This window comes from Bacillus sp. FSL L8-0152, from assembly GCF_038006365.1.
Lineage (GTDB): Bacteria > Bacillota > Bacilli > Bacillales > Bacillaceae_G > Bacillus_A > Bacillus_A cereus.
The window spans coordinates 3,940,879-3,953,133 of the sequence record NZ_JBBOVB010000001.1 but is presented as its reverse complement, the minus strand read 5'-3'; the positions used below and the strand labels follow the sequence as shown (position 1 = coordinate 3,953,133).

Sequence of the window (12,255 nt, the reverse complement as noted above, 5' to 3'; positions counted from 1 at the left end):
GGGAAATATGGCAGTTTTAGAAATAATCAAGCATCCAAATGAAGTGTTAGAAACACCATGCGAAAGAGTAATTAACTTTGATAAAAAGTTAGTGAAATTGTTGAAAGATATGCATGAAACAATGTTAATTGCGGACGGAGTCGGTTTAGCTGCGCCTCAAGTAGGTGTAAGCTTGCAAGTAGCGGTTGTTGATGTCGATGATGATACTGGGAAAATCGAGTTAATCAATCCATCAATATTAGAAAAACGTGGTGAACAAGTAGGTCCCGAAGGCTGTTTAAGCTTCCCGGGACTTTATGGTGAAGTAGAACGTGCCGATTATATTAAAGTAAGAGCGCAAAATCGCCGTGGGAAAGTATTTTTATTAGAAGCGGAAGGATTTTTAGCGCGTGCAATTCAACATGAAATCGATCATTTACACGGTGTTTTATTTACATCGAAAGTGACAAGATATTATGAAGAAAACGAACTAGAATAGGTGTTAAAAGGAGCGGTTTTTAAATGATAAAAGTAGTGTTTATGGGAACACCGGACTTTTCAGTGCCGGTGCTTCGTCGTCTTATTGAAGATGGCTATGAGGTAGTAGGTGTTGTGACGCAACCTGATCGTCCAGTAGGTAGAAAAAAAGTATTAACACCTACACCTGTTAAAGTTGAAGCGGAAAAACATGGTATCCCTGTGTTACAGCCGTTAAAAATTCGTGAAAAAGATGAATATGAAAAAGTATTGGCATTAGAGCCAGATTTAATTGTAACAGCTGCATTTGGTCAGATTGTACCAAATGAAATTTTAGAAGCACCGAAGTATGGATGTATTAATGTCCACGCTTCTTTACTTCCTGAACTTCGTGGTGGTGCACCAATTCATTATGCAATTATGGAAGGTAAAGAAAAAACTGGTATTACAATTATGTATATGGTAGAAAAATTGGATGCTGGTGATATCTTAACGCAAGTGGAAGTGGAAATTGAAGAGCGTGAAACGACAGGCTCATTATTTGATAAATTAAGTGAAGCTGGAGCACACCTTCTATCTAAAACAGTACCTTTATTAATTCAAGGTAAGTTAGAACCGATTAAACAAAACGAAGAAGAAGTAACGTTTGCTTACAATATAAAACGTGAACAAGAGAAAATTGATTGGACAAAAACAGGTGAGGAAGTATACAATCACATTCGCGGATTGAATCCATGGCCAGTTGCTTATACAACTTTAGCAGGACAAGTTGTTAAAGTATGGTGGGGAGAAAAAGTGCCTGTAACTGAACCGGCTGAAGCAGGTACGATTGTTGCAATCGAAGAAGATGGTTTTGTTGTAGCAACTAGTAATGAAACAGGTATTAAAATTACTGAATTGCAACCTTCTGGTAAAAAGCGTATGAGTTGTTCACAATTTTTACGTGGAACAAAACCTGAAATTGGAACGAAGTTAGGAGAAAATGCATGAGACAAAATGTTCGTGAATTAGCTCTTGATGGTTTAATTCAAGTGGAAAAAATTGGTGCATATAGCAACTTACTTTTAAATAATCTAATTGAAAAAAGTGCAATTGATAGAAAAGATATTGGTTTATTAACTGAAATTGTATATGGAACGATTCAACGTCGTGACACATTAGATTATTATTTACAGCCTTTTTTAAAAAAGAAGGTTGAGGCGTGGGTAAGGGTATTGCTTCGCTTATCTTTATATCAAATGATTTATTTAGACCGAGTGCCAGAAAGAGCGGCTATTCATGAAGCGGTTGAGATTGCAAAGCGTCGCGGGCATAAAGGAATTGCTGGTATGGTGAACGGTGTATTACGTTCGATTCAGAGAGAAGGTGTACCTTCTGTAGATGAAATCAAGGATCCAGTAGAACGTCTTGCAATTGCGACGAGTCATCCAGTTTGGCTTGTACAAGAGTGGACTTCTGCATATGGCTTAGAAACTGCAGAGAAAATGTGCGAAGTAAACATGTTACCACCTGTACCAACAGCACGTGTGAATGTTGATAAGGTAACGGTAGAAGAAGCGATTGAGTTGTTGGCAAGTGAAGGTATAGAAGCAAAACGTGGTGACTTGTCAGATGATGCAATTCAGATTGAAAGAGGAAATGTAGCGCATACAGAAGCGTTTAAAAAAGGATTTCTTTCTATTCAAGATGAAAGTTCTATGCTTGTAGCACGCGCTTTAGAACCGAATACGGGAGATGCAGTTCTTGATAGTTGTGCTGCTCCAGGCGGAAAAACAACGCATATCGCGGAACGATTAAAGGGAACTGGTAAGGTCATGTCCCTTGATTTACATGCACACAAAGTACGTTTAATTAAACAGCAAGCAGAGCGACTTGGTCTAGAAAATGTTGAAACAAAAGCGCTAGATGCTAGAAAAGTGCAAGAGCACTTTGCAAATGAAACGTTTGATAAAATATTGGTAGATGCACCGTGTTCTGGATTTGGTGTAATTAGACGTAAGCCTGATATTAAGTTAGGAAAAGATAAAGGCGATAGTGAAAGATTATCGACGATTCAACTTGCGATACTAGAAAAAATAGCACCATTATTAAAACAAGGCGGTCGTCTTGTTTATAGTACGTGCACAATTGAGAAAATAGAAAATGAACAAGTAATAGATAAATTTTTAAAAGAACATCCTGAATTTGAATGGGATACTACGATAAAAGAACGTATGCCAGAAAAATTAAGTCCGTATATTAATGAAGGTCAAGTACAAATTTTACCGCATTATTTTGCAACGGATGGCTTTTATATTGCTTGTTTAAGGAAGAAGGTGTAGCATCATGGAAACAACTGTAAGAAAACAAAAGAAAAATGTAGAAACGAAGAAACCATCAATTTACTCTTTACAACTTCATGAAATGCAAGATTGGTTAAAGGAACAAGGAGAACCGAAGTTCCGCGCTGGACAAATTTTTGACTGGCTATATAAAAAACGTGTAAAAAATTATGAGGATATGTCAAACCTTTCTAAAGGATTGCGTGATAAATTGTCGAATTCCTTTGATATTACTACTTTAAACACGTTAGTAAAACAAACGTCTTCAGATGGAACGATTAAATTCTTATTCCAATTATATGACGGATATTCTATTGAAACGGTATTAATGCGACATGAATATGGAAATTCCATTTGTGTAACAACGCAAGTTGGTTGTCGTATTGGATGTACGTTCTGTGCTTCGACACTTGGTGGACTAAAACGAAACCTAGAAGCTGGAGAAATCGTAGCGCAAGTAGTAGAAGTTCAGCGTGCGCTTGATGAAACAGAAGAACGTGTAAGTTCTCTTGTTGTTATGGGAATTGGAGAACCATTTGATAACTACGATAATTTAATGGGATTCTTACGCATCACTAACCATGAAAAAGGACTTCATATTGGTGCTAGACATATGACTGTTTCGACGAGTGGAATTATCCCGAAAATTTATAAGTTTGCTGAAGAAGAACTACAAATTAATTTTGCGATTTCATTGCATGCTCCAAACTCAGAATTACGTTCAAAGTTAATGCCGATTAACCGTGCTTATAAATTACCGGATTTAATGGAAGCTATTAAATACTATGTAAATAGAACAGGGCGCCGTATTACTTTTGAATATGGATTATTTGGAGGAGAAAATGACCAAGTTGAGCACGCTGAAGAGCTTGCTGCGCTCTTAAAAGGTGTAAAATGTCATGTAAACTTAATCCCGGTAAACTACGTACCTGAACGTGATTATGTACGTACACCACGTGAGCAAATTTTCTTGTTCGAGAAAACGTTAAAAGATCGTGGAGTGAATGTAACGATTCGCCGTGAACAAGGTCATGATATTGACGCAGCCTGCGGTCAGTTGCGTGCGAAGGAGCGCAAAGAAGAGACGAGGTGACGAGATGAAAGCCGTATTTCTATCGGATAAAGGAAAAGTTCGTCAACATAATGAAGATAGTGCAGGAGTTTTTCACAATTTAGATGGAAATGTTTTAGCGGTAGTAGCAGATGGAATGGGAGGTCATCGAGCTGGTGATGTAGCTAGCTCGATGGCCATTCAATTATTCCATGATTATTGGAAGCAAACGCATAATATGAATGAACCGAAAAAAGTAGAACAATGGTTACATACTAGTGTTGGGATTATTAATGAGCGCATATATGAATACGCTCAGCAAAATGTAGAATGTAATGGTATGGGAACAACGCTTATAATAGCTGTTTGTACACCAAGTTTTGTGACGATAGGGCATATAGGAGATAGTCGTTGCTATATGGTATCAGAAGGAGAAATGACGCTTGTAACGGAAGATCATTCGCTTGTAAATGAGCTTGTGAGACATGGTGAAATTTCAAAGGAAGATGCAGAGTATCATCCGAAAAAGAATGTGTTATTAAGAGCGCTAGGAACAGAAGAAAAAGTTGGATTAGATGTTAAAACGTTGGTGCTTGAGGAAGATGATCAATTACTTCTTTGCTCTGATGGGTTATCAAACAAAGTTTCTATTGATGATATGCAACAAATTTTACAGTTAAATGAACAGCTTGAAGGTAAAGGGCAGCGTCTCATTCAATTGGCGAATGATCGCGGTGGAGAAGATAATATCACACTTGTTCTTATTGATTATGCGGGTTCGACAAACGAAAGTAGGTGAAGTGCAACGTGCTGATTGGAAAACGCTTAAATGACCGTTATAAGCTGCTGAAAATGATTGGTGGTGGCGGAATGGCCAATGTATATTTAGCTCATGATGATATACTTGGCCGAGATGTAGCGGTAAAAATATTAAGACTCGACTACTCAAATAACGAAGAGTTTATTAAACGTTTCCATCGAGAAGCGCAGTCTGTTACAACGTTGTCGCATCCAAATATTGTGAATATGTATGATGTCGGAGAAGAAGATGGTATATATTATCTTGTCATGGAATATGTACCCGGGCAAACATTGAAGCAATACATAATTGAGCGAGGTATGTTACCTATAGGAGAAGCTCTTGATATTATGGAGCAGTTAACATCCGCCATGGCACACGCCCATCATTTTGAAATTGTGCATCGTGATATAAAGCCGCACAATATTTTAATTCGAGCTGATGGAATAATAAAAGTAACAGATTTTGGAATTGCGACAGCTACAAGTGCAACAACAATTACACATACAAATTCAGTACTGGGCTCAGTCCATTATTTATCACCAGAACAGGCACGTGGCGGGATAGCAAATAAACAATCGGATATTTATTCTCTTGGAATAGTTATGTTTGAATTGTTAACAGGAAGACAACCGTTTTCTGGCGAATCTGCTGTTGCTATAGCTTTAAAACATTTACAAAGTGAAATCCCATCACCAAAAAGATGGAATGAAAATATTCCGCAAAGTGTTGAAAATATTATATTAAAGGCAACTGCAAAAGATCCTTTCCATCGATATCAATCTGCCAATGCGATGAAGCGAGATATTGAAACTGCGCTATATCCAGAGAGGATAAATGAGCAACCATTTTACATACCAGAAGATATGGAAGCGACGAAAGCGATTCCGATTATTCAACAAGAACAATTATTTGAAAATGTAAGTGATGAAACGATTGTTTTAAAAGGGAGTAAGGTGGAAGAACCGATAAGAGCAGAAGCAGCTGAGTTAGATAAGAAGAAAAAACGGAGTAACAAGTGGCTTAAAGTTTTAATTTCAACATTTTTATTTTTAGCAATAGGAATAACATTAGCGCTTACGGTTATTCCAGGATTATTTATTCCGAAAGATGTGAAAGTTCCTGATGTGGCTGGTATGAAATACACGACAGCTGTAAATACGTTAGTAGAAAAGGGCTTTGAGGTGACGGAGCCTAATATTGTATATACAGATGATATTGAAGTTGGGGATGTAATAAAAACGGAACCTGTAGCAGGAAGAGTCGTAAAAGAAAACGCTAAAATTACTATCTATCAATCAGGTGGAAAAAAGAAAAGTAAGATGGCGAATTTCACAGGGAAAAACTTTGAGAGTGTAAAAGCTGAGTTAGAAGAAAAATATAAACAAGTTACAGTAAATTATATTGAAAATGATAAGCCGAAAGGTGAAATTGTAGAGCAAATTCCGACGCCTGATCAAATGGTTATAGAAGCGGAGCAAGAACTGAAAATCTGGGTAAGTAAAGGTCCTTATCAAATTAGACCAGGTGACTTTTCGGGGTGGACTGAAAATAGTGTAACTGGTTATTTGAATGAGAGAAAACTAACGTCAGATATAAAACGAGAGTATTCAGATTCAGTCGAAAAAGGACTTGTAATTTCGCAATTTCCAAAACCAGGTACACCATTAAAAGAGGGAGATAAAGTAACTATTATTATCTCTGATGGTCAAAAGCCTAAAGTGACTAAAACGGTAAAAGTGGACAATATCTCTATCCCATATGAGCCTGCTGTAACAGGTGAAAAAAAGCTGCAAACAATAGAAATTTATAAAGAAGACATGCAGCAAAAAATGGATAGACCGGTTGAAACGAGAACAATTACTGAATCAGCGACTATTTCTTTAGAATTTGTAATTCAAGAAGGTTCAAAGGGACACTATAAAATTGTACGAGATGGAGTAACGATTATTGATAAAGAAGTACCATATCCAACTCAATAATAGTGAAAGTCTACTTATTATTATTATTATTATTATTATTATTGCCTGTTATGCTGTCTACAAAGTGGACGGTATAGCAGGCAATAATATATGATTCAAAAAGCTAGTAAAGTGATGCAGCTGTAAATATTTTTTTGCATTTAATGGGAAATTTAATGTATATTAGCGAAAGTATATATGGTAGGTTTTGAAATCGTTATTTGGAAAATTTAAATCCATTCATTTTTAAATTCAGCATCACCTTATACAAAAAAAGGAGAATTCTATGCCAGAAGGAAAAATTATAAAAGCTTTAAGTGGGTTTTATTACGTGCAGCATGAAGAAGGGGTTACGCAATGTCGTGGGCGAGGTGTATTTAGAAAAAATAAAATTACACCACTTGTAGGAGACCAAGTTGTTTTTCAGGCAGATAATCCAACTGAAGGTTATGTGCTTGAAGTGTTTGATCGAAAAAATGAACTTGTTAGACCTCCTATTGCTAATGTCGATCAAGCGATCCTTGTGTTCTCTGCAGTAGAACCAGATTTTAATCCTGGACTGTTAGATCGATTTTTAGTGCTGATTGAATATCATAACATTAAGCCAATTATTTGTATTAGCAAGATGGATTTAGTAGATGAAAAGATGAAAGCAACTGTTGAAGCTTATGCGAATGATTATCGTGAGATGGGTTATGATGTTTTATTTACTTCTATTAATACGTCAGAAAGTATTGATATATTAAAACCATACTTAGAAAATTGTGTTTCTGTCGTTGCGGGTCAATCTGGTGTTGGGAAATCTTCAATGCTTAATGTGCTACGTCCAGAATTAGAGCTGAAAACAAATGATATTTCCTCCCATTTAGGACGCGGGAAGCATACGACAAGACACGTAGAATTAATTGCAATTGGGAGTGGACTAGTAGCAGATACACCGGGTTTTAGTTCACTAGATTTCATTGATATAGAAGTAGAAGATCTTACATATTGTTTTCCAGAGTTGAAAGAAGCGAGCCAATACTGTAAATTTAGAGGGTGTACACATCTTTCTGAACCGAAATGTGCAGTGAAAGCTGCGGTTGAAGAAGGGAAGATTACAGAATATCGCTATAAGAACTATAAACAATTCGTAGAAGAAATTAGAGAGAGAAAGCCGAGGTATTAGTTATGATTAAAATTGCACCATCGATTTTATCAGCAGATTTTTCAAAATTAGGGGAAGAGATTAAAGATGTAGAAAAGGGCGGAGCGGATTACATTCACGTTGACGTAATGGATGGACATTTCGTACCAAATATTACGATTGGACCATTAATTGTAGAAGCTATCCGTCCAATTACATCATTACCATTAGATGTACATTTAATGATTGAAAATCCTGATAACTATATCCCGACTTTCGCACAAGCGGGAGCGGATATTATTACTGTTCACGTAGAGGCGTGTCCACATCTGCATCGTACAATTCAGTTAATTAAATCTCACGGTATTAAAGCGGGTGTTGTATTAAATCCACATACGCCAGTTTCAGTGATTGAGCATGTATTAGAAGATATAGATATGGTATTACTTATGACAGTAAACCCTGGATTTGGTGGACAGAAGTTTATCCATTCTGTATTACCGAAAATTAAACAAGTTGCAGACATGGTGAAAGAGCGCAATCTAGAAGTAGAAATTGAAGTTGATGGTGGTGTAAATGCTGAAACAGCAAGACTTTGTGTGGAAGCAGGAGCAAATGTACTTGTAGCTGGATCAGCAGTATACAATCAAAAAGACCGCGGTGAAGCAATTCGCGTAATTCGTGGGTAGTGATGAACTTTTATCCTAGTAAGGTATTCATAGGATAGGGTAAAAATATGTAAAAAGGCAATCTACCGAATGGCAGATTGCCTTTTTACAATGGAAGGGGAAGAAAAAATGATTATTCATATTTTGGCAGGAGGACCTTCGGAATATTGCGCAGATTTTGCTCGATATGAGAATGAGGAAGTAGTGTGGGCTGCGGTTGATAGGGGAGTATACCGTCTATTAAAGAAAGGGATTACCCCGGCTGTTGCGTTTGGAGATTACGATTCAGTTACTGAAGAAGAATTAGTATGGATGGGACAGCAAACGAACGAATTACATATTGTTCCGCGGGAAAAAGATCAAACGGATTTAGAAATTGCAATCAACTGGGCATTAGGACAGAAGCCGGCACTAATTCGTATTTTTGGTGCTACCGGTGGAAGACTTGATCACGGTTTGGCAAATATACAAATGCTTTTAAAAGGGTTAGAAGTAGAGATAGAAATGTGTATTGTGGACAATAAAAATGAAATAACAGTTAAAAAAGTGGGTACACATATAATTGAAGAAAATAAAAATTTTCCTTATGTATCTTTTGTACCAGTTACTGAAATAGTGGAAGGGATTACATTGTTTGGTTTTAAGTACCCTCTTACTAATAAAACAATAGAGTGGGGATCAACACTTTGTATTAGTAACGAACTCGTTGAGGAAAAAGGTACTTTTTCATTTACTTCTGGCATATTAATGTTGATAAGAAGCACTGATTGAAGAAACAATTTTGCTCCTTACATCATATAGTGACCAAGTGGAGTAATGGGGATTAGGAGGGAAACCATGAGATTTTATACAATTAAGTTACCTAAATTTCTTGGTGGAATTGTTCGTGCAATGTTAAATACCTTCAAAAAAGATTAAAAAAAGCACCTATCACCGGTGCTTTTTCCATTGTTATAGTAAAAAAAGAGCCTATCGGCTCTTTTTTTTATTATTAAACACGTTCGATTTTGCCAGATTTTAATGCTCTAGCAGAAACGTAAACACGTTGAACTTTTCCGTCGATGCGTACGCGAACTTTTTGAAGGTTAGCGCCCCACTTACGTTTTGTAGCGTTCATTGCGTGAGAACGAGAGTTACCAGAACGAGCTTTTCTTCCAGTAATAGCACAAACACGAGCCATTTATATTTCCCTCCCTTGATACCTTACCATACGTAATTTTTCAATGTTAGTCTTTTATGCGATGCTAAAAACACTACTATAATTTAACACAACTAAAAAGAGAATGCAACACCGTAGAAAAAAGAAATCAAGAAAATTTACTTGACACTATATGTCAATGAAGAAAAGTTAAAATCCATAAAAATTGCTTGACATATTATAGTGGTACATGTTGTATAATAACAATGGACTATTTTGCTCATCATAAAAAAGTGTAATTTAAAACATAAAATATGAGAGTGAAAAGAAAGAACGATGGAATTTTCTTTAAAAAGATTATATGATAGTAACTAAAGTAGTCTAGCTCACTTTCACCATTTATGAAGGGGGAAACGAGATGTCAATTGAAATTAAAACGAAGTACGGTCAAATTGATATTAGTACAGATGTAATTGCAACAATTGCTGGAGGTGCCGCGGTAGATTGCTACGGTATCGTAGGTATGGCATCAAAAAATCAGTTAAAAGATGGATTAACAGACATTTTACGAAAAGAAAACTTCACTAGAGGTGTTATTGTTCGTAAAGATGAAGATGAAGTACATATTGATATGTATATTATTGTGAGCTATGGTACGAAAATTTCAGAAGTGGCACATAATGTGCAGACGAAAGTGAAATATACATTAGATCAAACTGTAGGACTAGCAGTAGATTCTGTAAACATCTACGTACAAGGAGTTAAAGTAATAAACTTGTAATGTGCATTAAGGAGGAAAATCTGTGTCAATTCAAAAAATTGATGGAAAACGTTTATCACAAATGATCATGCAAGGAGCGAATAATTTAACAAATAATGTTCAGCTTGTTGATGCATTAAACGTATTTCCAGTTCCAGATGGCGATACCGGTACAAACATGAACTTATCTATGACTTCAGGTGCGCGTGAAGTGAAAGCAAATCCTTCACAGCATGCTGGTAAAGTCGGCGTAAGTTTAGCCAAAGGATTATTAATGGGAGCTCGTGGTAACTCTGGAGTTATTCTATCTCAGTTGTTCCGTGGTTTCTCTAAATCCATTGAACAAAAAGAAGAATTAACAACAGTTGATTTTGCTGCAGCACTAGAAGCTGGAGTAGAGGCGGCTTATAAAGCGGTTATGAAACCGATTGAAGGAACGATTTTAACGGTTGCAAGAGAAACGGGTAAATATGCAGTAACAGTTGCGAAAAAACAGCGCGACTTTGTTTTGTTTATGGAAGACGTTGTGAAAGAAGCAAACGCATCGTTAAATCGTACGCCAGATTTATTACCTGTATTAAAACAAGTTGGCGTTGTAGATAGCGGTGGTAAAGGTCTTGTAGTAGTATACGAAGGATTTTTAGCTGACTTAAAAGGAGAAACGATTTCTTCTGATGCACCGACGCAAACATCTATGAATGAGATGGTACGCGCAGAACATCACCGTAGTGTACAAAGCCAATTGAGTACAGAAGATATTAAGTATGGATATTGTACGGAGTTCATGGTGAAATTAGAGGCTGAAAAGGTGAAAGAGCATAATTTCTCTGAACAAAAATTCCGTGAAGATATTAGTGTATATGGTGATTCTCTACTAGTTGTGTCTGATGATGAAATTGTAAAAGTTCATATCCACGCAGAACATCCTGGAGACGCTATGAACTACGGGCAAAAATACGGTAGTTTAATTAAGATCAAAGTAGAAAATATGCGTGAACAGCATACTGCTTTATTAGATGAACCTGCTATGGTTCCTGAACAACCAGCTCAATCGAAAGAAAAACAACCATATGGTATCGTAACTGTGGCAATGGGGTCTGGTATTAAAACTTTATTTGAGAGCATCGGCGCAACGAAAGTTATCGAAGGTGGTCAAACGATGAATCCAAGTACGGAGGATATCGTGAAGGCAATTGAAGAAGCAAATGCTGAAAAAATCATTATTTTACCGAATAACGGAAATATTGTAATGGCAGCAGAACAAGCGGCATCAGTTGTAGATCAAGAAGTTATTGTTGTTCGTTCGAAAACAGTTCCTCAAGGTATGGCAGCAATGTTAGCATTTAACCCAGTTGGAACGTTAGAAGAGAATGAAGAAAACATGCAAGAAGCTTTATCTCATGTGAAAACAGGTCAAATTACGTATGCTGTACGTGATACGGAAATTGATGGTGTAGCAATTCAAAAAGATGACTTCATGTGTATTGCAGATGGAAAAATTGTATCTACAAATGCTGAAAAAGTAGGAGCTGCGAAGCAATTACTAGAAGCGCTTATTGATGAAGATTCTGAAATCGTAACGATTCTACAAGGTGAAGATGCAACTGACGAAGAAGTAGCGGAGTTAGTTGAATTTGTAGAAGAGAAATTTGAAGATGCAGAAGTAGAAGTGCATGCTGGAAACCAACCAGTGTATTCTTTCATCTTCTCTGTAGAATAAGATAAGATTCGTTTTGAAAATAAATGGATTACTTACTTGCTAATGGATAAGAAGTAGTAATATGAAGTTTATTACTAGTTTTTATTCAAAAGGCTAGCATATTGAAGAGAGAAAAGAGCCTTGCTGCTAATAGTGAGGCTCTTTTTTACTTGTTTTATATAAGGGATTTGAGTAGTTTCTCTTAGAATGCCTATGATAGAATATATAAGGTGAAAGAGAGCGATTACAGATGCTAATTGGTACTCAAATAAAATG

13 protein-coding genes are annotated in these 12,255 nt (G+C 36.5%); 12 read left to right on the top strand and 1 reads right to left on the bottom strand.

What is annotated here, in order from left to right:
* Positions 1 to 7 precede the first annotated feature (7 nt).
* From def to spoVM, 10 genes are all read left to right on the top strand, one after another.
* Positions 8 to 478 carry a peptide deformylase gene (gene def / locus MHH27_RS19655; protein ID WP_000279455.1) on the top strand — a complete coding sequence of 157 codons (471 nt, stop codon included), beginning with the start codon at positions 8 to 10 and terminating at the stop codon, positions 476 to 478.
* A gap of 23 nt (positions 479 to 501) precedes the next feature.
* The gene (gene fmt / locus MHH27_RS19650; protein WP_090977186.1) at positions 502 to 1,446 is read left to right on the top strand and encodes a methionyl-tRNA formyltransferase; all 945 of its coding nucleotides are present in this window, start codon (positions 502 to 504) and stop codon (positions 1,444 to 1,446) included.
* Positions 1,443 to 2,777 carry a 16S rRNA (cytosine(967)-C(5))-methyltransferase RsmB gene (rsmB, locus tag MHH27_RS19645; protein ID WP_340943785.1) on the top strand — a complete coding sequence of 445 codons (1,335 nt, stop codon included), beginning with the start codon at positions 1,443 to 1,445 and terminating at the stop codon, positions 2,775 to 2,777. The genes fmt and rsmB overlap by 4 nt, the downstream gene beginning before the upstream one ends.
* A gap of 4 nt (positions 2,778 to 2,781) precedes the next feature.
* Positions 2,782 to 3,870: a 23S rRNA (adenine(2503)-C(2))-methyltransferase RlmN gene (rlmN, locus tag MHH27_RS19640; protein WP_000450550.1), complete on the top strand. Its 1,089-nt coding sequence runs from the start codon at positions 2,782 to 2,784 to the stop codon at positions 3,868 to 3,870.
* Between the two features lie 4 nt (positions 3,871 to 3,874).
* The gene (locus MHH27_RS19635; protein WP_000648708.1) at positions 3,875 to 4,627 is read left to right on the top strand and encodes a Stp1/IreP family PP2C-type Ser/Thr phosphatase; all 753 of its coding nucleotides are present in this window, start codon (positions 3,875 to 3,877) and stop codon (positions 4,625 to 4,627) included.
* Positions 4,628 to 4,635: 8 nt separating this feature from the next.
* Positions 4,636 to 6,609 (top strand): Stk1 family PASTA domain-containing Ser/Thr kinase, encoded by a 1,974-nt coding sequence (pknB, locus tag MHH27_RS19630; RefSeq protein WP_340943783.1) that lies wholly within the window; start codon positions 4,636 to 4,638, stop codon positions 6,607 to 6,609.
* Between the two features lie 265 nt (positions 6,610 to 6,874).
* Positions 6,875 to 7,756, top strand: a complete 882-nt coding sequence (rsgA, locus tag MHH27_RS19625) for a ribosome small subunit-dependent GTPase A (RefSeq protein ID WP_001113932.1) — start codon at positions 6,875 to 6,877, stop codon at positions 7,754 to 7,756.
* A gap of 2 nt (positions 7,757 to 7,758) precedes the next feature.
* Positions 7,759 to 8,403, top strand: coding sequence for a ribulose-phosphate 3-epimerase (gene rpe, locus MHH27_RS19620; protein ID WP_000589974.1), 645 nt, complete (start codon positions 7,759 to 7,761; stop codon positions 8,401 to 8,403).
* Positions 8,404 to 8,472: 69 nt separating this feature from the next.
* Positions 8,473 to 9,153 (top strand): thiamine diphosphokinase, encoded by a 681-nt coding sequence (locus MHH27_RS19615; protein WP_000752665.1) that lies wholly within the window; start codon positions 8,473 to 8,475, stop codon positions 9,151 to 9,153.
* 66 nt (positions 9,154 to 9,219) lie between these two features.
* Positions 9,220 to 9,300, top strand: coding sequence for a stage V sporulation protein SpoVM (gene spoVM / locus MHH27_RS19610; RefSeq protein WP_001213599.1), 81 nt, complete (start codon positions 9,220 to 9,222; stop codon positions 9,298 to 9,300).
* A 73-nt stretch (positions 9,301 to 9,373) separates the two neighbouring features.
* Here the strand turns inward: spoVM and rpmB are convergent, their stop codons facing one another.
* Complete coding sequence (rpmB, locus tag MHH27_RS19605; RefSeq protein WP_000124776.1) at positions 9,374 to 9,562, bottom strand: 50S ribosomal protein L28; 189 nt, start codon at positions 9,560 to 9,562, stop codon at positions 9,374 to 9,376.
* Between the two features lie 376 nt (positions 9,563 to 9,938).
* Between rpmB and MHH27_RS19600 the strand changes: the two genes are divergently transcribed.
* Together MHH27_RS19600 and MHH27_RS19595 are read left to right on the top strand one after the other, a co-directional pair.
* Positions 9,939 to 10,301: an Asp23/Gls24 family envelope stress response protein gene (locus tag MHH27_RS19600; RefSeq protein WP_000021109.1), complete on the top strand. Its 363-nt coding sequence runs from the start codon at positions 9,939 to 9,941 to the stop codon at positions 10,299 to 10,301.
* Between the two features lie 22 nt (positions 10,302 to 10,323).
* Positions 10,324 to 12,000 carry a DAK2 domain-containing protein gene (locus tag MHH27_RS19595; RefSeq protein WP_000027131.1) on the top strand — a complete coding sequence of 559 codons (1,677 nt, stop codon included), beginning with the start codon at positions 10,324 to 10,326 and terminating at the stop codon, positions 11,998 to 12,000.
* Positions 12,001 to 12,255: the final 255 nt, after the last annotated feature.

What these genes read in the sequence shown, in the direction of transcription:
- def (WP_000279455.1), top strand. Translation starts at nt 8, where the DNA reads ATGGCAGTTTTAGAAATAATCAAGCATCCAAATGAAGTGTTAGAAACA.
- fmt (WP_090977186.1), top strand. Translation starts at nt 502, where the DNA reads ATGATAAAAGTAGTGTTTATGGGAACACCGGACTTTTCAGTGCCGGTG.
- rsmB (WP_340943785.1), top strand. Translation starts at nt 1,443, where the DNA reads ATGAGACAAAATGTTCGTGAATTAGCTCTTGATGGTTTAATTCAAGTG.
- rlmN (WP_000450550.1), top strand. Translation starts at nt 2,782, where the DNA reads ATGGAAACAACTGTAAGAAAACAAAAGAAAAATGTAGAAACGAAGAAA.
- MHH27_RS19635 (WP_000648708.1), top strand. Translation starts at nt 3,875, where the DNA reads ATGAAAGCCGTATTTCTATCGGATAAAGGAAAAGTTCGTCAACATAAT.
- rsgA (WP_001113932.1), top strand. Translation starts at nt 6,875, where the DNA reads ATGCCAGAAGGAAAAATTATAAAAGCTTTAAGTGGGTTTTATTACGTG.
- rpe (WP_000589974.1), top strand. Translation starts at nt 7,759, where the DNA reads ATGATTAAAATTGCACCATCGATTTTATCAGCAGATTTTTCAAAATTA.
- MHH27_RS19615 (WP_000752665.1), top strand. Translation starts at nt 8,473, where the DNA reads ATGGCAGATTGCCTTTTTACAATGGAAGGGGAAGAAAAAATGATTATT.
- spoVM (WP_001213599.1), top strand. Translation starts at nt 9,220, where the DNA reads ATGAGATTTTATACAATTAAGTTACCTAAATTTCTTGGTGGAATTGTT.
- rpmB (WP_000124776.1), bottom strand. Translation starts at nt 9,562, where the DNA reads ATGGCTCGTGTTTGTGCTATTACTGGAAGAAAAGCTCGTTCTGGTAAC.
- MHH27_RS19600 (WP_000021109.1), top strand. Translation starts at nt 9,939, where the DNA reads ATGTCAATTGAAATTAAAACGAAGTACGGTCAAATTGATATTAGTACA.